The sequence below is a fragment of the Arthrobacter sp. BI5 genome (assembly GCF_056680065.1).
In genome coordinates this window covers 930375-948544 of record NZ_CM155264.1, presented here as the reverse complement: position 1 = coordinate 948544, position 18170 = coordinate 930375, and the positions used below count along the sequence as shown (strand labels likewise).

Below are 18170 nucleotides of genomic sequence, written 5' to 3'. Positions count from 1 at the left end.
TCCTCGTAGAAGTCCTCCTCGGGCGCCTCGGCGGGGGTTTCGGCGGGCACTTCGTGGCGAGCCTTGCCGGCGGTGTCGGGGCTGCGCTTATTGTTGGTGCTCACGCGATGGCCTCCGCGGTCAGCTGGGATTCGACGATTTCCTGGTAGGTGCTGGAGCTGGCGAGGAGCTCCTCATGGGTTCCGCGGTCCACGATCCGGCCGTTGTCCAGCACCAGGATCTGGTCCGCGTCCGCGATGGTGGAGACGCGCTGGCCGACGATGATGACGGTGGCGTCCGCGGTCTTGGCCTTGAGGGCCTTCCGGAGCCGGGCGTCGGTGGCGACATCCAGGGCGGAGAACGAGTCGTCGAACAGGAAGACCTTGGGTTCGGTGACGAGCGCGCGGGCAATGCAGAGCCGCTGGCGCTGGCCGCCGGAGACGTTGGTGCCGCCCTGGGAAATCCGGGCGCCGAGGCCGTTCTTCTTCTCCCGGACGAAGTCGGCGGCCTGGGCCACCGTAAGGGCGTCCCAGAGTTCCGCGTCGCTGGCCTCGGATTTGCCGAAGCGCAGGTTGTGCTCGATGGTGCCGGAGAACAGGTACGGCCGCTGCGGCACCATCGCGACGCGCCCGGTGATCTCGGCGCGGTCCAGCTGGGTGACCGGGACGCCGTCGAGCAGCACCTCGCCCGAGGCGGCGTCAAAGAGCCGCGGCAGCAGCGCCAGGAGGGTGGTCTTGCCGGCGCCGGTGGACCCGATGATCGCCACGGTCTGGCCGGGTTCGGCGGTGAAGCTGATGTCGCTGAGCACCGGCGCCTCGGCGCCGGGGTAGGCGAAGGAGACGTTGCGGAATTCCACCCGGCCCGCCTTGGCGGCCGGGGCGACGGGGGTGAGCGGTTCGTGGATGGAGGGTTCGACGTCGAGCACCTCGCCAATGCGGTCCGCGCAGACCGAGGCGCGCGGGATCATCATGGCCATGAAGGTGCCCATCATGACGGCCATCAGGATCTGCAGCAGGTACTGCAGGAACGCCGTCAGCGAGCCCACCTGCATCTCCCCGGCGTCCACGCGCTGGCCGCCGAACCAGAGCACGGCGGCGGTGGAGACGTGCAGGATCATGCCGATCGCCGGGAACATCAGCACGAACAAGGCGCCGATCTTCAGGGAGACGTCGGTGAGTTCCTTGTTGGCGGCGCCGAAACGCTGCGCTTCGTGCGGCTCGCGGACGAAGGCGCGGACCACCCGGATGCCGATGATCTGCTCGCGCAGGATGCCGTTGAGCCGGTCGATCTTGGCCTGCATGGAGCGGAAAAGCGGCATCAGGCGGACCACCAGATAACCGACGACGACCACCAGGAGCGGGACGGAGACCCAGACCAGCCAGGACAGGTTGAGGTCTTCGCGGAGCGCCATCACGATGCCGCCGATGCACATGATGGGGGTGGCCACCATAAAGTTCAGCCCCATCAGCATAAGCATCTGGACCTGCTGGACGTCGTTGGTGCCGCGGGTGATCAGCGTCGGGGCGCCGAAGACGTTGACATCGCGGGCGGAGAAGCTGCTGACCTTCCGGAAGACGCCGCGGCGCAGGTCCCGGCCGAACGCCATCGCGGCCTTGGAACCGAAGTAGACGCCGGCGATCGCGGTGACCACCTGGACCAGCGCGACTCCGAGCATCAACCCGCCGGTGCGCCAGATGTAGTCCGTGTCGCCGCGGCTGACTCCCTCATCGATGATTTGGGCGTTCAGGCTGGGCAGGTACAGGGCCGCGATGGTGGAGGCCAGCTGGAAGACGACGACGGCCGCAATATACGGCAGATACGGCTTGGAATAGCGCCGTATGAGGGTGACAAGCATGCCCACGGATCCTTAGGAATGGTTCATGAATCGCAGAAGAGGAAAAAGCAGAAATCCGGCAAGGAGAGAAATAGCAGATGGGGCCGACAGCCTCAGCTGTCCCACTCTACGAAATCCCCTGCCGGGGTGAAACCTCCGGCGTCGACGGTGACCGCTTTGCCGCCGGAAAAAACGGCCCCGCAGCCACCCTTGTCGGGTGGCCGCGGGGCCGCGTCCGTTCTTTAGCTACTCGCCGCGGTGCCGGCCGTGGGTGGCGATGTAGTCGGCGGCGGCGCGCTGCAGCTTGCGTTCCTTGGCGAGCTGGCGCCGCAGCGTGGTGAGCTGCTCGGCCACCCGGGCCTGCTCCGCCGCGATTGCGCGCTGCTCCGCGGCCTGCTCGTGGACGGCCCGCAGGGCCTCCGCCAGCTGCACCTGCTGCTCGGCGAGCAGCCGCTGGGTCTGCAGCAGCAACGGCACAATGTCGGCGTCGTCGGCGCGGGCCTCGGCCACCATCGTCCTGGCCCGGAGCCGGGCCCCTTCCCGCTCGGCCCTGGCCGCGCCGTCGCCGTTCTGGCGGCTGTCCAGGTCCTGCCGGGCCGCGTCCGGGAACCGGGACCCATTGGTGCGCTGCCGGCTCAGGACCTCGATGAACTCACGGTCAAGGTCGACGATGCCGGTGGCAGGGGCGTCGTGCCCCGCCGCGGCGGGACCGGCGTCGTGCCCGGGGGTGGACCCCGCTGCGGAAGCGGAAGCGGCGGCGGCGTGGGCGGCTGCCCCGGCGGCAGCTTCGACGCCTGCGGCGGTTCCCGAACCCGTGACGGCGGCGGAGGCGGAAGCTTCCGGCCGGATGTCCACGGTGCGGCGCAGCGGCTTTTCCTTGATGAACAGGATGGCCACCAGCGCCACCAGCCCGATGATGGCGGAGATCAGAAAGACCTCGGCGATCGCGTCACCGTAGGCGGCCCGCATGATGTCGCGGATGGGTGCCGGCATATCCTTGAGGTCCATGCTGGCCCCCGCGGATCCGCCGGGGACCTTGATTCCGGCGGCAGCGAGGCCTTCGGTGGCCAGGTCCTTGACCCGGTTGCCCAGCACGGCGCCGAGGACCGAGACGCCGATGGCGCCGCCGACGGACCGGAAGAAGGCTACCGAGGCGCTGGCCGTGCCGATGTCCTTGGCCTGGACCGTGTTCTGGACGGCGAGGACGAGGTTTTGCATCAGCAGGCCCAGGCCGATGCCGAGGATGGCGGTGTAGATCCCGGTCAGCCAGAGGTCCGTGGTGTGGTCCATGCTGCCGGCCAGGCCGAGGCCGCCGATCAGCGCGACGGCGCCTGCGATCAGGTAGCGCTTCCATTTGCCGGTCCGGCTGATCAGCTGGCCGGAGAGCACGGAGCCGATCAGGTTGCCCGCGATCATGGGGAGCGTGAGCAGGCCTGCTTCGGTGGGGGTGGCGCCTCGGGCCACCTGGAAGTACTGGCCCAGGAACGTAGAGGAGCCGAACATGCCCACACCGACGGCCACGGAGGCGAGGATGGCCAGGGCGGTGGTGCGCTCGGAGATGATCTTGAGCGGGATGATGGGCTGGGCCACCTTGGATTCCACCAACACCAGCAGGCCAAGGAGCACAATGCCGCCGCCCACCATGGCGACGGTCTGCCAGGACCACCAGTCGTAGTAGTCCGGGTTGCCGGCGAAGGACACCCAGATCAGCAGAAGGCTGACGCCGGAGGTCAGCAGGATGGAGCCGAGCCAGTCGATCTTGGCGGGGCGTTTGACATGCTGGATCTTCAGCGTGACCTGCAGCAGGATCAAGGCGACGACGGCAAGCGGGACGCAGACGAAGAAGGTCCAGCGCCAGCCGAGCGGGCTGTCGACGATGAAGCCGCCCAGCAGCGGTCCGCCGGCCGTGCCCACGGCCATCACGCCGCCCATGTAGCCGGAGTACTTGCCGCGGTCCCGCGGCGGGATCATCGACCCGATGATGGCCTGGGCCAGGGCGGTGAGGCCGCCCATCGCAATGCCCTGGATAACGCGGGCAGTCAGCAGCAGCGGGATGGTCTCGGACAGGCCCGCCATAACGGAACCGGCCACGAAGATCACGATACTGAGCTGGACCAGGACCTTCTTGTTGAAGAGGTCAGCCAGCTTGCCCCAGATCGGGGTGGTGGCCGCGTTGGCCAGCAGCGCCGCGGTGATGACCCAGGCGAAGTCCGTCTGGGTGCCCTTGAGCTCGGACATGATGGTGGGCAGCGCGTTGGCCACGATGGTGCTGCTCAGGATGGCGGTGAAGAACGCCGCCAGCAGGCCGGTCAGCGCTTCCATGATCTGACGGTGGCTCATGGCCGCCTGTGGTTCGGGGTGGGATGGCGGTGCGGGGGTCGCCTGCTCGGTGGGGGCCGGGGACGGCCCGGCGGCGGCAGCATGGCTGGCCATGGAGTTACTCCTCAACAAAGGTGGTCGTGTCGGTGGTTCCGGCCGTCTTTGCCCGGGCTGAAGTCCTGAGGGATTCAGCTAGTTTCTTTAGGGTGCGCGAGGTCGCTTCGACGTCGTCCTCGCTCCAGTCCTGCAGGAAGCCCTGCAGGGTGGCGGCGCGCTGCGCCTCGATGGAGCGCAGCTTCTCGACCCCGGCCGGCGAGAGCGCGATCAGCTGCGCCCGGCCGTCCTCGGGGTCCGGCCGGCGGACCACGTAGCCCTGCTCGAGCAGTTCGGCGAGGTGCCGGCTGAGCACGGGAGCGCTGACGCCGAGCCGCTCCGCGAGTTGGGTGGCACGGGTTTCCCCCTCCCCCACAAAGCGCAGCACGCCCTGGAGCGCGACGCCGGTATCGTCGCCGCGGAGGTTGGCCGCGGCGACGCAGCGGACGGCGCGCTGGAGATCGAAGATTTGGTGGACCAACTTGGCTGCAGTGGTCGATGCAACTGACATGTGTGGAAGCCCCTTACTTACTTGCCCGAAGCAACAATACCCCAAATTGATTGCTTTGGGAAACTAAGAAGCCTGCACAAAAAAAGCGCGAACGTACACTTGAGGCCCCGAATCCGCGCGGATTCGGGGCCTCAAGTGTTCGTTCGCGCTATGTGGGCGCGGGGGTTAGACGTCCAGGTGCGTGGGGGCGAACATCTTGAGCAGGGTTTCGACGACGACGACGTTCGGCCCGTCCGCGGCGAAGCCCGCCTTGAGCGCGGCCCCCACATCCTCCGGGGCCACCCGGACGGCCGGGACGCCGAAGGCCTCGGCCAGTTTCACGAAGTCAGGACGGGCCAGTTCGGTGGCCGTGGCCTTGCCGAACGCGCCCACCATGTACTCGCGCAGGATGCCGTAGCCGCCGTCGTCGACAATCAGCCAGGTGACCGGGACGTTGTGCTGCTTGGCGGTGGCGAGCTCCGAGATCGAGTACATCGCCGAGCCGTCCCCGGAAACGGCGAGCACCCGGGCCGAGCCGCCCGGCTTTCCGGTGGTTTCCAGGCCCACGGCGCCGCCGATCGCCGCCGGGAAGCCGAAGCCCAAGCCGCCGGCGCCCTGGGCGGAGTGGAACTGGCCCTCGCGGGCGTCCCAGCAGCTCCAGGCCCAGTAGGCGGAAATCGTCATGTCCCAGAACGTCTGCATCTGCGCGGGAACGGCCTCGCGGATATCGGCCATGAACTTCAGTTCCTTGGCGAGGTCCTGGGATTCCAGCCGGGCCTTGACCTTGGCCAGGGTGTCCTTCACCAGCGCCTCGGGTGAGCTGCCGTGCCAGTCGGGGCGGGCACCGGCCGATGCCGCCGCCAGAGCCTCGTCGAGGGCGGCGAGTGCCTGGCCGGCGTCGGCCCGGATGCCCAGGCCGGGCCGGTTGGACTCCAGCACGCGGGGTTCGGCGTCGATCTGGATGATCCGGCCGCGCGGCTCGAAGGTGAAGTAGTTGGAGGTTACTTCGCCCAGCGAGGAGCCAATGACGATCAGCACGTCGGCGTCCTCGAGCAGCTCCGTCATGTACTGGTCCTCGATCCAGGACTGGAGCGAGAGTTCATGGTTCCAGGGGAAGGCGCCGTTGCCGCCGGGGGTGCAGATCACCGGCGCGTGCAGCTGCTCCGCCAGCGACAGCAGCGACTTCTCCGCCCGGCCGCGCCGGGTGCCGCCGCCGGCGATGATGGCCGGCCGCTTCGCTTCGGAGAGCCACTTCGCAGCTTCGCGGACCAGCTCCACCCGGGGCGGGTTGTCCGCGGCTTCGGCGAGCGCGTCCTCCACCGGCGGGACCATGATCGGATCCAGCAGGACGTTTTGCGGCACTTCGATCCATACCGGGCCCTGCGGTGAGGAGATGGCTTCGGTCCAGGCGTCCTGGATGGCCGAGGGAATGCCTGAGGCGTGCTGAATCAGTCGCTGGCTCTTGGTGACGTTGGCGGCCGAGGCCTTCTGGTCATCGAGCTGGTGCAGCATGCCCTTGCGCCGCGCCCCGAGGCCTTCCAGCGGAATCTGGCTCGCGATGACCACCATGGGCACGCCGGTGGCGTAGGCCTCCTGCAGTCCGGCCAGCGAGGTCAGCGCGCCGGGGCCGGTGGAGAGGAAGAGGACACCGACTTCGCCGGTGGCGCGTGAGTAGCCGTCGGCGGCGAAGGCGGAGTTGTTCTCCACCCGCGAGGACACGAAGTGCAGGTTTCCCCGGCCCATCGCGTCGAAGAGGCCCAGGGCGTGCTGGCCGGGGATGCCGAAGACCGTCTTGGCGCCGAGCGCCTCGAGGGTTTCGACGACGAGGTCCCCGCCGTTGCGCACCCCGGTCACTGCGCGGCTCCGCTCTGGACCGGCTGGGCCGCTGTCGCGGCGAAGCCTGCGGGACGGCGGGATTCGCGGCCGAGGGCCTGCGCCGCGTAACCGCTGGGGGCGCCGGAGCGGTCGCCGTCGACGGCGCTGTCGGCCATCAGGGTGACGAGTTCGTAGGCGACGTGGCTTGCCGCCACGCCGGTGATGTCGGCGTGGTCGTACGCGGGGGCGACCTCGACGACGTCGGCCCCCACCAGGTTCATCCCGCGGAAGCCGCGGATGATTTCCAGCAGCTCGCGGCTGGTGATGCCGCCGGCCTCCGGGGTTCCGGTGCCGGGAGCATGGGCGGGGTCAAGGACGTCGATGTCCACCGAGATGTAGAGCGGGCGGTTGCCGATCCGGTCCCGGACCTTGGCCACGGTTTCCAGCACGCCCTGGTAGTAGACGTCCGCCGAGGTGACAATGCCGAAGCCGAAGCGGTGGTCGTCGTCGAGGTCCTTCTTGCCGTAGAGCGGGCCGCGGGTGCCGATGTGGCTGATCGCCTCGGTGTCGAGGATGCCTTCCTCGACGGCGCGGCGGAACGGGGTGCCGTGGGTGTATTCGGCGCCGAAGTAGGTGTCCCAGGTGTCCAGGTGCGCGTCGAAGTGCAGCATGGCGACGGGCTGCCCGGCGCGTTCGGCCGCGGCGCGCAGCAGCGGCAGCGCGATGGTGTGGTCCCCGCCGAGGGTCAGCAGTTTGCTGCCGGCGGCGGTGAGGTCCAGCGCGTTCTGCTGGATGGTTTCGATTGCCTCGTTGATGTTGAACGGGTTGACGGCCATATCCCCGGCGTCGGCGACCTGGACGTTCTCGAAGGGGCTGACGTCCCAGGCCGGGTTGTACGGACGCAGCAGCCGGCTGGCCTCGCGCACGTGGTTGGCGCCGAAGCGCGCGCCCGGGCGGTAGGACACGCCGGAGTCGAAGGGCACGCCGACCACCGTGACGTCCGCCTTGGCCACCTGGTCCAGCCGCGGCAGGCGGGCATAGGTGGCGGCGCCGGCGTAGCGCGGGATGCGGGAGGAATCGATGGGGCCAAGGTTGCCATTGGCTTCGATGCGCAGCTCTTCCAAGAGAGGCGTCTCCTTCGAGGGTTGTCCGACGGGTGTGACTGCCATCATACACTCGAAAGTTGCCCGGAGCGCATCAGTTGTTTACCAAACCTCTGCTGCTCCGCGTGCTGCGGGCCTGATCCCGGGGGTCCTGCCGCTCCGGCCAGCGTTCCCGCCCAGTTCTTGGGTTACGCAACGTGCATCGCCCGGGACGGGTCGCGTGTTTCCGGGCTGTCCGTGGCCGCCGGGGTCGGCTGCTCGCGGACAACTGGGCGGGAGCGCTGATTCTGACTTCCCGGGCGCGGTCGGGGCGGGCTCCAGGCGGCGGGGCGGGCTCCGGACGGGGTCCGGGCGCGGTCGGGGCGGGGCCGGGGCGGTCGGGGGTTGTCCAGATAGCCCGGTTGCCCGGTGTCGCCGGACCCGTCGCAACCCCTGTACTGGCCTGATGGACCTCCTTGACTACCTCGGCCGGGTGGGCGGCGTCGCCCGGACCGGCCAGCTCCTGTCCGCGGGCTTTTCGCGCACGGACCTCGCCCGCCTGCCCGACGCCGGAGTGCAGCAACTTCGGCGGGGCGTATTTGTCCTTCCCGGGTGCGCGCCCGAGCTCGTAGCCGCAGTCCGGCACAATGCCCGGGTCAGCTGCGCCAGCGCCGCCGGACACTACGGCCTGTGGCTGCGCGAACCGCCGGACCGCCACCATCTCGCCTGCAACCACGGCCACGGCAGCGGCTTCATCAGGCACCGGACGGTCAGGTTCGAGGGTCACGAGTCCCTCCCCCTGGCGGCAGTCGAGGACGTGGTGCTGCATGCCCTGGTCTGTCTGGCGCCCCCGGCGTCGACGGCGATAGCGACCTCGGCAATACGACTCCACGGTGTGCCCCTGGAGTTGCTAAAGGGCGAGCTCCTGGGCAAGAGATCCGGGCCGGTGCGCACGGCGCTGCAGCTCCTGGACCTGAGGGCCGAATCCATTGTTGAGGTCGACGCCCAGCACCTCTTCAAAACCAACGGAATCGGCTACGACGCCCAGGTCCACCTGCCCGGGATCGGCCGGGTGGACTTCCTGCTCGACGGGTTCCTCATTGTTGAGGTGGACGGCTTCGCGTTCCATTCCAACCGCGACGCGCTCCGCCGGGACCTCGGCCGGAACAACGCGTCGACACTGAACGGTTTTGCCGTGCTCCGGTACATGCCTGAACACATCTGGTTCGAGCCGGAGCGTGTTCTGGCCGAGATCCGGGCCGTCCTGGCCCGGGGTCCGTGGCCCGGCCGCTGACGCCCCGCCTGCCTGCCTACCTGCTGACGTTCCCGCCCACTTCTACGACGGCGGACTCCCGCACTGCCGCGTCGGACCACGGAGTTCCGGGGCTCGCTGCGGCCAGGTACGAGCCGGGGAGCCAACAACCGGGCAGGAACGCGGCCGGCCCAGCCCGCCCAGGCAGAACCTACCGGCTGGCGGCGGGAACCAGCACCCAGAGCACCTCAACCGGCTCGTTGGTGGGGTTGATCCAGGTGTGCGGCTCCCGGCCGGGGAAGGTGACGGTGTCGCCGGTTTCCAGCTCGAATTCCTCGTTGGTGAGGATGAGCCGGATGTTGCCCCTGACCACGTGCAGCACGTCGACGTCGCAGTCGACGGCGTAAAGCTCGGATTCGCCGCGGCCCCGGGGCTCGATCACGGCCTGGATGATCTGGACCCGGCGCTCGGAGCGGGCGGTCAGCAGGCGTTCGACGATCCCCTCGCCGCCGAGCGAGATCCGGGGGCCCTCCCCCTTCTTGGTGAGGTGGGTTTCCGGCGCGGCGAACAGCTCGCCGATCGAAATCGAGAGCACCTGGCACAGCGTGACCAGCGAGCTCACCGAGGGCGAGGTGAGATCCCGTTCCACCCTGCTAAGGAAGCCCTTGGTCAGGCCGGTAGCATCCGCGACCTGTTCGATGGTGAGCCGCTGCGACTGCCGGGCGGCACGGATCCTTGAACCGATGGCAACCGGAACGTTGCTCGGTTCAACGGGTAGAGCCTTCATAAGGGAACCTTTCACGGCCGGCCGCGCGGCCCCATCATTGGAGCCAATCCTAGCCGCAGACCGCCCCCGGAGCGCCCGGAAGGACACGCCGCAGTCATACCTTGACTGTTACCGGAGTCACACCCTAGTGTTTGGCAACAAGTGTTGCCTATTAGGCAATGGGGTGGGTGGTCCAGCCGAATCCCTCCCGTCAACTCCCGTCAAGCAGCAGTGGACTCCGGCCGCAATGATGCGGGCCGGGGATCCTATGCTGCTTCCGAACAGCTCCAAGGAGCCCCCTTATGGACGCAAGTTTCGTCAATATCGCCATCGTGGTGGTGTACCTCGTCGCCATGCTGGCCTTCGGCTGGTGGGGCAAGTCCCGCACGAAGAACAACAGCGACTTCCTGGTGGCAGGCCGCCGGCTCGGACCTTTCCTCTACACCGGCACCATGGCCGCCGTCGTGCTCGGCGGCGCCTCGACAGTCGGCGGCGTCGGCCTGGGATACAAGTTCGGCATCTCCGGCATGTGGCTCGTGGTCGCGATCGGCGCCGGCGTGCTGCTGCTCAGTCTGCTCTTCGCCGGCACCATCCAGAAGCTCAAGATCTACACGGTTTCCCAGATGCTGAGCCTGCGCTACGGCAGCCGGGCCACCCAGACTTCCGGCATTGTGATGCTCGCCTACACGCTGATGCTCTGCGCGACCTCCACCGGCGCCTACGCCACCATCTTCGTGGTCCTCTTCGGCTGGGACCGGGCGCTCGCGATCGCCATCGGCGGCGCCATCGTCCTGGTCTACTCGACCATTGGCGGCATGTGGTCCATCACCTTGGCCGACCAGGTCCAGTTCGTGATCAAGACCATCGGCATCTTCCTGCTGATGCTGCCCTTCACGCTCAACGCCGCGGGCGGCCTCGACGGGATCCGCAGCCGCGTCGATGCCAGCTTCTTCCAGATTGACGGCATCGGCATCCAGACGATCATCACCTACTTCGTCGTCTACACCCTGGGCCTGCTGATCGGCCAGGACATCTGGCAGCGGGTGTTCACCGCCAAGACGCCCACGGTGGCCCGCTGGGGCGGCGCGACGGCGGGCGTCTACTGTATCCTCTACGGTGCCGCCGGGGCGCTGATCGGTCTGGGCGCCCGCGTCGCCCTACCCGACATCGATGTCAAGGCCCTCGGCAAGGACGTGGTCTACGCCGAGGTCGCCACCAACTTGCTGCCGATCGGCATCGGCGGCCTGGTGCTCGCCGCAGCCGTCGCCGCCATGATGTCCACCGCCTCCGGCGCCCTGATCGCCGCAGCCACCGTGGCCCGCGCCGACGTCCTGCCCTTTGTCGCCGGCTGGTTCGGCAAGAACATCAACACTGACGACACGGACAACCCGGAGCATGACGTCAAGGCCAACCGTATGTGGGTGCTGGGCCTGGGCGTCGTGGCGATCGTGATCGCCATCATCACCAAGGACGTCGTCGCGGCGCTCACCATCGCCTACGACATCCTCGTCGGCGGACTGCTAGTCGCCATCCTGGGCGGCCTGCTGTGGAAGCGGGGCACCGGTGTAGCGGCGGCCGCCTCGATGGCCGTTGGGTCTGTCCTGACCCTCGGCACCATGATCGTGCTGGAAATCAACGCCGAGGTCCCGCTGGACGGCATCTACGCCAACGAACCGATCTACTACGGCCTTCTGTCCTCCGCGGTGGTCTACGTTGCCGTGTCGCTGCTGACCAGGCCGACGGATCCCGCGGTGATGAAGAACTGGCAGGACCGGGTGGCCGGCGGCGCCACGGAGGCAGAGGACAGGGTGCCGGCCCTCAGCCACTGACACGCTCCATCGGCTGATTCGCACAGACCCCAGCAGCACGACGGCGGCGCCTCCCCCGCGGGGGAAGTGCCGCCGTCGTGCTGCCGGGCTCCAGCCGGAAGGGCGTCCGCTATTCTTCTTCCTCGGGTTCGCGGAACTCGTCCGCGTCGAGGGGCACGATCGGTTGCTCGTCCCCAAGGAAATCCTCAGCGTCGAGCGGGACGTTCCGGTCCGCTTCTTCCAGCAACTCCTCGTCCACGTTCTCCGTGTCGCCGACCGGGGCGTCCTCGGCAAAATCGTAGGCCGGATCCGATTCGACGGAGTCCCTGGCCGGCTGGTGGGCCGGTGATCCGGTGCTGTCCATGGTGCAACCTCCGTGCGCTCGGGCTGCGGCAGTGCCGTGCTAGCCGTCCGGGTTCAAACCAGCGCCCGAAACGGCCGGGCGGGCCTGCCGGAGAACCCGCCCTGGCCTTTATTCGAACACCGCCCGCAGTGGGGGGTCAAGGGTCGTCGGGCCCGACCGCCGCCCGACCGCCGCCCGACCGCCCCCCCCGGCCGCCGGCTGTCCGCCAACGGGCCATAAGGGTACTTACTTTACGGCTTACCGAAACTTTCCACTGAGGATTGCCAGCCGAAAATCCGCGGAATTACGGGGTACGCTGGATTCGCAATGGGGCCGAACCATGCCCGATCCAGCCCAGGAGTTTCCGTGTCTCAGCACGCCCCATCTGATCCTTTCCAGTCTGACCCCAGCCCCGCCGCAGGCTCCCCCGCAGCGTCTGCCGCCGCAGGCTCCCCCGCGGCCCCCGCAGCGTCTGCCGCCGGTCCCGCGGCCAGCCCCGCCGCCACGCCGGCGGACATCAAGCGCTGGCGGCAGTACCTCGCGGACGAACGCGCTGAGGCCTCCGTCTACCGCGACCTCGCGGAAAACCGCAGCGGCGAGGAACGCGACATCCTGCTCGCCCTGGCCGAAGCGGAAGGGCGCCATGAGGCGCACTGGCTGCAGCTCCTCGGCGACCAGGCCGGGCGGCCGCGCCCCGCCTCGCTCCGCAGCCAGTTCCTGGGCTTCCTCGCCCGGCACTTCGGCTCCGTGTTTGTGCTGGCCCTGGCGCAGCGCGCCGAAAGCCGCTCGCCGTACGCCAACGACCCCAATGCCACGCCGGCCATGGTCGCCGACGAGCAGATCCACGAGGAAGTTGTCCGCGGCCTGGCCACACGCGGCCGCAACCGGCTCGCCGGGAGCTTCCGCGCCGCGGTGTTCGGCGCCAACGACGGACTGGTCAGCAACCTGTCCCTCGTTATGGGCATGGCCGCCTCCGGCGTCGGCAGCTCCGTGGTCCTGCTCAGCGGCGTGGCCGGGCTGCTGGCCGGGGCGCTGTCGATGGGCGCCGGCGAGTTCATCTCCGTGCGGTCCCAGCGAGAACTGCTGGCCGCGACCCGCCCCACCCAGATCACGCTCGCGGCAGCGCCGTCGCTGGACATTGAACACAACGAACTCCTGCTCGTCTACCTTGCCCGCGGCATGTCCCGCGAGGCCGCCGAGCACCGCGTCGCCGAGCGGATGGGGCTGTTGGACTGCGACTGCGATCCCAGCCTGTCCCTGCGGCCCGAGCGCCCGGAAACCGAGGATCAGCATGAGGCCGTCGGGACGGCGTGGAGCGCGGCGGCGTCGAGCTTCTGCTTCTTCGCCTCCGGCGCGATCGTGCCGATCATCCCGTTCCTGCTGGGCATGACCGGCATTGCCGCGCTGGTGGTATCCGCCGCGCTGGTGGGGATCGCCCTGCTGCTGACCGGCGGCGTCGTCGGCCTGCTTTCCGGCACCTCGCCCGCCAGCCGCGCCTTCCGCCAGTTGGCCATCGGCATGGGCGCCGCCGCCGTCACCTACCTGCTGGGCATGGCGTTTGGCGCGGTGGTCGCCTAGTGGACGATCCCGGGCTCCGGGACCGCTCGCCGCGGCACAGTCGGGGCCGCAGCGCCGCCCGGGTGGGCCGGAACCTGGCGGCCGTGGTCCTCATCGCGGGGGCCGCCTTCCTGACCGCCGGGCTGGTCTACGGCGACCCCCGCTTTGTCGGGTTGGTTGAATTCAACGGCGGCTCGGACGCCACAACGGCCGGCCCGCCGGCCAGCCACCCCACGGCCAGCCCGGCGGACCGGCAAGCCGGCGTCCCCGAGGACGCGTCGCAGATGGCTGTTCCGCCGCCGGGGATCGAAGAGCAGGACCAGCCGTTGGGGCGGCCGCTGACGCCGGCGTCGGCCAGCAGCTCCTATAAGTTCCTGGCCACGAACGCCGACGGGACCCCGGTGGGCTACTCCCCTTGCCGGCCCCTGCACTACGTGGTCAATGCTCAGCTGGCTCCCGCGGGCGCCGGCGAACTGGTGGACAACGCGATCCGGACGGTCTCCGAGGCCACCGGGATCAAGTTCATCAACGACGGACCCACTACCGAGGCCCCGTCCCCGTCACGGGCGCCGTACCAAAAGGAACGGTACGGCGAGCGCTGGGCTCCCCTGCTGATCGCCTGGACCACCCCGGAGCAGGCGCCGCAGCTCAAGGGCGCCGTGATCGGCACCGGCGGCAGCACCCACTTCAGCTTCGGCGACGGCCCCAAGAGCTTCGTCACCGGCAGCCTGGAACTGGACGCGCCGCAAATCGGCAACGACCTGGGCCGCGGGGACGGCTCGGCTTACGCGACGGCCGTGATCCTGCACGAACTCGGCCACGTGATGGGCCTGGAACACGTTGATGACCCGACGCAGCTGATGTACCCGGAGATCGGCGCGCCGGACGGGCTGGCAGCCGGCGACCTGAACGGCCTGCACGAACTGGGCCGCGCCGCCTGCCGCAAGGACCTCTAGGCAGCCGCTCAACGGCGGGTCTTAGCCTTCCAGCACCGCCAGGGCTTCTTCGACGCTGTCCACCAGGAAGATCCGGCTTTCCATCCGCCGGCCCGCGGCCAGGCTCTGCAGCAGGGGCCAGGCCGGGAACCTGCGCAGCCAGTGCTCCTCGCCCACCAGCACCATGGGTGTGATGGTCTCCGGGGCGCCGTAGTAGTTCTCGCAGGCATCCTGGAAGATCTCCTGCACGGTGCCGCCGGAGCCGGGCAGGAAGATGATTCCGCCGTTGCACAGCTCCAGCAGGACCGCCTCGCGGATGGCGTTGGCGAAGTATTTGGCGATGTGCGTGGCGAAGAAGTTGGGCGGCTCGTGGCCGTAAAACCAGGTGGGGATGCCCAGCGACGGCGTGCCGTCCGGATGGCGTTCGACGACGGCGGCCGCCGCCCGCGCCCATGCTGACACCGAGGGCCGGAAGCCGGGCACGGCGGCGAGGTCCGCCAGGGCCTGGCGGAAATCTGGCTCGTCCGCCGCGCTGAGGTAGGCGCCCAGGTTGGCCGCTTCCATGGTCCCCGGGCCGCCGCCGGTGGCGACTACCCGGCCGTTGCGCGCCAGCAGGCGGCCCAGTAGCGCCGACTCGGTGAAGCCCGCCGAGCCGCGGCTCGCGGCGTGGCCGCCCATCACGCCCACCATGGTGCGGCCACGGCACAGCTCCGAGCGGGTCAGCTCCTCCAGCGCATCGCCAATCGAGTGGTCGTGCAGGGCCGCCGCCAGCGTCGCGTCCAGCCGGTGCCGCTGGCCGGGCCGGATGCTCCACTGGTACACCCGTGCATCCAGGGTGTCCTCGTAGCGGGTCTCCTCGACGCCAGCGTACAGCTCCTGCGGCGTGTAGAGCCGGCCGCGGTAGGGGTTGAAGGGGACCTTTTCCAGCTTGGGAAAGATCAGGGCGCCGCGGCCGCGCAGCGACTCCTCCACCCCGTCGTCGAAGCTGCAGCCCAGGAAAATCGCACCCTGCGCGTCCAGTGCCTCCAGCGGCTCCCGGCGCCCGCGCAGGTCCAGGGACTGGATGTGCCAGCCGTGCATGGACCGCGCGCCGTCCGCCACCAGCCGGTCGAAACTGGCCAGGCTTTCGACTTCCAGGGTGCGCGGGCTCGGGTGCAGGCTGCGGGCAGCGCTCATCCGGCGCGCCTAGCGAAGGTGGTCCGGGGCGGCGCCGGACCCTGCTGCGGCTTCCGAGGCCATGTAGGCGTCCAGCTTGGCGAGGGTCTGCTCGATGCTGGCCGGGTGGCGGCGGAGGTAGCCGGCCAAGCGGAGCAGGATCCTGGCGCGAACGTCCCGCGCGTCCCATTGTTCGGTGACGAGGGTGCCAGGGGTCCCGTCGGCGTCGTTGACGGGGTTCAGCAGGTAGCGCCAGACGTGGCCGCCGAAATGCCGCCACGCGATCCGCCGGCCCTCCTCGAACTCGCAGACCGTGTTGAGGATCTTGTAATCCATCTTGATGTTCATTTCCATGCCGAACTTCGCGCCCAGGGCGAGCCGTTCGGGACCGCGCGGCTGGGCGCCCTTCACGGTGCCCGAGCCGTCGATCACGCTGTGCAGTGCGGGTGTGGCGAGCACGTCGAAGATGGCTTCCGGGGTGGCCGCGATGAAGCGGCTGCGGGACACGAGGTATCTGTTGGTCATCCGGCAATCCTAGTCCTGCGTGCTGAGGGGGAATCCGTGATGCAAAATGAGTCATGCAGAATCCAGCACGGCCCGTCGGCGGCCGCCCCCGCATCGGCATTCCGGTCCGGCTCAGCAGTTCCTCGGACCCCGATCCGCGGGTGGGCGAGGCCAACGCGCTCTTCGGCTACATCGTTGAGTTGGTGCGCGACGGCGGCGGCGAGCCGGTGTTGCTCACCGCCGCCGCCGAGTCACCCGCGGAGCTCGACGGCGTCGTGCTCCCCGGCGGCGGCGACCTGGACCCCCGGCTCTACGGGGAGGAGGACAGCGGAACCTGCTACGACGTCAACGCGGAGCAGGACGCCCTGGATCTTGCGGTGGCCCGGCAGGCCATCGCCGCGGGCCTGCCGGTGCTGGGCATCTGCCGCGGGCACCAGCTCCTGAACGTGCTCTACGGCGGAACGCTCATCCAGGACATGGATCCGGGCGTGGTGGCGCACCGGGAACCAGCGCCCGCCCACGGCGCCGGCCCCTGGGCCTGGCACGAGGTCGGGATTGCCGCAGGTTCCAAGGTGGCCGGCCTGTACGGGACCATTGGTTCACGCGTGGGGCCGGGCGCGGGGTCCGCAGTGGGTTCCGGCACGGGACCGGTCACGGGACCCGGCGCCGCGGCCGCGGTTACGGTCAAAATTGCCTCCGGCCACCACCAGGCCGTGGCCCGCGTGGCCGACGGGCTCGTGGTGACCGGGGTGGCCGATGACGGGACCGTGGAGGCGCTGGAAGACCCTGAGCGCTGGGTGGCCTCGGTGCAGTGGCATCCGGAGGCTCTGGAGCTTCCAGCCGAGGAGCGGCTGGCCCCGTTCCGGGCCTTCGCGGAGGTCTGCCGGGACCGCGCAGCGGCCCGCTAGAGGCGCTGCAGCTCGGCGTCGCCGGCTGCCCCCTCCGTTGCGGTGCCTGCGGGAGCGGCGGCCGGCTCGGCGGCGGACGCCGGCAGTCCGGCGTCGTCCCCGGCACCGGTGGCGGCCGCCTGCCCGGCGCTCTTTGTGGCGGCGGTGGCGGCAAAGGCCATCACCAGCAGCCCCAGCACGGTGATGCCCGCGCCCGCCCAGATCGGCGAGGTGTAGCCGAGGCCGGCGGTGATGGTCACGCCGCCCATCCAAGCGCCGAGCGCGTTGCCGACGTTGAACGCGCCGATGTTGGCGCCGGAGGCGAGCGTGGGCGCACCGTCGGCGTACTTCATGACGCGCATCTGCAGGCCGGGCACCGTGGCGAAGCCAAAGCCGCCCAGCAGCACCATGGAGGCGATGGTCATCGGCTGGTTGGCAGCGGTGAGGGCGAAGACCACCAGCACCACCACGAGGGCGGCCAGCACCACGAGCAGGGTGCGGTCGACATTCCGGTCCGCCGCCTTGCCGCCGACGGTGTTGCCGATGAAAAGGCCGACGCCGAAGATGATCAGCAGCCACGGCACGGTGGCGGCGGAGAAGCCGGTGACCTCGGTCAGGGTGAACGCGATGTAGGTGAAGGCGCCGAACATGCCGCCGTAGCCGAGGATGGTAACGAAAATGGACAGCCAGACCTGGCCGGAGCGGAAAGCGCGGAGTTCGCCGCGCAGGCCGCCCGCGGCAGCCTCCCCCGCGCCGGTCTTCGGCACCAGGGCCAGGATGCCGGCCAGGGCCAGCACGCCGATGCCGGTGATGGCCCAGAAGGTGGAGCGCCAGCCGGCGGCCTGGCCGAGCATGGTGCCGAACGGCACACCCAGGACGTTCGCCGCGGTCAGCCCGGTGAACATGATGGCGATGGCGCCGGCCTTTTTGGTGGGGGCGACCATGCTGGCGGCCACCACCGCGCCGATCCCGAAGAACGCGCCGTGCGCCAAGGCGGCAATGATCCGGCCGACCATCATCAGGGCGTAGTCGGGGGCGACAGCGGAGACAAGGTTGCCGGCGATGAACAGCACCATCAGCAGGGCCAGCACCGGTTTGCGCTCGAAGCGCGTCACGGCGGCGGTCAGGAGCAGCGCCCCGACGACGACGGCGAGCGCATAGCCGGAGATCAGCCAGCCGGCGGTGGCCTCGCTGACGCGGAAGTCGGCGGCCACCTGCGGCAGCAGACCCATAATGACGAACTCGGTGAGTCCGATTCCGAACCCGCCGAGGGCGAGTGCGATCAGGCCGATAGGCATGGATGAGCTCCTTCAAAACTGTACGGGGGGATTTCCGAAGCGTAAGCTATTAG

15 protein-coding genes are annotated in these 18170 nt (G+C 69.4%); 5 read left to right on the top strand and 10 right to left on the bottom strand.

Features of this window, described 5'->3' with window-relative positions; translation table 11 throughout:
* Positions 1–100 precede the first annotated feature (100 nt).
* From AC1MED_RS04480 to speB, 5 genes are all read right to left on the bottom strand, one after another.
* Positions 101–1834 (bottom strand): ABC transporter ATP-binding protein, encoded by a 1734-nt coding sequence (locus AC1MED_RS04480; RefSeq protein ID WP_479785656.1) that lies wholly within the window; start codon positions 1832–1834, stop codon positions 101–103.
* Positions 1835–2059: 225 nt separating this feature from the next.
* Positions 2060–4153, bottom strand: coding sequence for an MDR family MFS transporter (locus AC1MED_RS04475; protein ID WP_479786540.1), 2094 nt, complete (start codon positions 4151–4153; stop codon positions 2060–2062).
* Positions 4154–4250: 97 nt separating this feature from the next.
* Entirely contained in the window at positions 4251–4736 is a 486-nt protein-coding gene (locus AC1MED_RS04470; protein ID WP_346959922.1) for a MarR family winged helix-turn-helix transcriptional regulator, read from the bottom strand.
* A 165-nt stretch (positions 4737–4901) separates the two neighbouring features.
* The gene (locus AC1MED_RS04465) at positions 4902–6569 is read right to left on the bottom strand and encodes a thiamine pyrophosphate-binding protein (RefSeq protein ID WP_479785654.1); all 1668 of its coding nucleotides are present in this window, start codon (positions 6567–6569) and stop codon (positions 4902–4904) included.
* Positions 6566–7654, bottom strand: coding sequence for an agmatinase (gene speB / locus AC1MED_RS04460; RefSeq protein WP_479785652.1), 1089 nt, complete (start codon positions 7652–7654; stop codon positions 6566–6568). The genes AC1MED_RS04465 and speB overlap by 4 nt, the downstream gene beginning before the upstream one ends.
* Before the next feature lie 424 nt (positions 7655–8078).
* On the opposite strand from speB, the gene AC1MED_RS04455 reads away from it, so the two are divergent.
* Positions 8079–8906: a DUF559 domain-containing protein gene (locus AC1MED_RS04455; RefSeq protein ID WP_479785650.1), complete on the top strand. Its 828-nt coding sequence runs from the start codon at positions 8079–8081 to the stop codon at positions 8904–8906.
* A 169-nt stretch (positions 8907–9075) separates the two neighbouring features.
* Here AC1MED_RS04455 and AC1MED_RS04450 read toward each other — a convergent pair whose 3' ends face one another.
* Complete coding sequence (locus tag AC1MED_RS04450) at positions 9076–9651, bottom strand: helix-turn-helix domain-containing protein (protein WP_346959926.1); 576 nt, start codon at positions 9649–9651, stop codon at positions 9076–9078.
* A 281-nt stretch (positions 9652–9932) separates the two neighbouring features.
* On the opposite strand from AC1MED_RS04450, the gene AC1MED_RS04445 reads away from it, so the two are divergent.
* Complete coding sequence (locus AC1MED_RS04445) at positions 9933–11459, top strand: sodium:solute symporter family protein (protein WP_479785649.1); 1527 nt, start codon at positions 9933–9935, stop codon at positions 11457–11459.
* Between the two features lie 109 nt (positions 11460–11568).
* On the opposite strand, the gene AC1MED_RS04440 is transcribed toward AC1MED_RS04445, so the two are convergent.
* Positions 11569–11802 carry a hypothetical protein gene (locus AC1MED_RS04440; RefSeq protein WP_479785647.1) on the bottom strand — a complete coding sequence of 78 codons (234 nt, stop codon included), beginning with the start codon at positions 11800–11802 and terminating at the stop codon, positions 11569–11571.
* Between the two features lie 345 nt (positions 11803–12147).
* Between AC1MED_RS04440 and AC1MED_RS04435 the strand changes: the two genes are divergently transcribed.
* Both AC1MED_RS04435 and AC1MED_RS04430 read left to right on the top strand, forming a co-directional pair.
* Positions 12148–13359 (top strand): VIT1/CCC1 transporter family protein, encoded by a 1212-nt coding sequence (locus tag AC1MED_RS04435; protein WP_479785646.1) that lies wholly within the window; start codon positions 12148–12150, stop codon positions 13357–13359.
* On the top strand, positions 13359–14294 hold the full coding sequence (locus AC1MED_RS04430) for a matrixin family metalloprotease (protein WP_479785645.1): 936 nt from the start codon (positions 13359–13361) through the stop codon (positions 14292–14294). Before AC1MED_RS04435 ends, AC1MED_RS04430 begins: the two co-directional genes overlap by 1 nt.
* 21 nt (positions 14295–14315) lie before the next feature.
* Here the strand turns inward: AC1MED_RS04430 and AC1MED_RS04425 are convergent, their stop codons facing one another.
* On the bottom strand, positions 14316–15449 hold the full coding sequence (locus AC1MED_RS04425) for an LOG family protein (protein ID WP_479785644.1): 1134 nt from the start codon (positions 15447–15449) through the stop codon (positions 14316–14318).
* 9 nt (positions 15450–15458) lie between these two features.
* Positions 15459–15953, bottom strand: a complete 495-nt coding sequence (locus tag AC1MED_RS04420) for an SRPBCC family protein (protein WP_479785643.1) — start codon at positions 15951–15953, stop codon at positions 15459–15461.
* A gap of 53 nt (positions 15954–16006) precedes the next feature.
* On the opposite strand from AC1MED_RS04420, the gene AC1MED_RS04415 reads away from it, so the two are divergent.
* Positions 16007–16840 (top strand): gamma-glutamyl-gamma-aminobutyrate hydrolase family protein, encoded by an 834-nt coding sequence (locus AC1MED_RS04415; protein WP_479785641.1) that lies wholly within the window; start codon positions 16007–16009, stop codon positions 16838–16840.
* On the opposite strand, the gene AC1MED_RS04410 is transcribed toward AC1MED_RS04415, so the two are convergent.
* Complete coding sequence (locus AC1MED_RS04410) at positions 16837–18117, bottom strand: MFS transporter (protein ID WP_479785640.1); 1281 nt, start codon at positions 18115–18117, stop codon at positions 16837–16839. The two genes, AC1MED_RS04415 and AC1MED_RS04410, sit on opposite strands and share 4 nt — an antisense overlap.
* Positions 18118–18170: the final 53 nt, after the last annotated feature.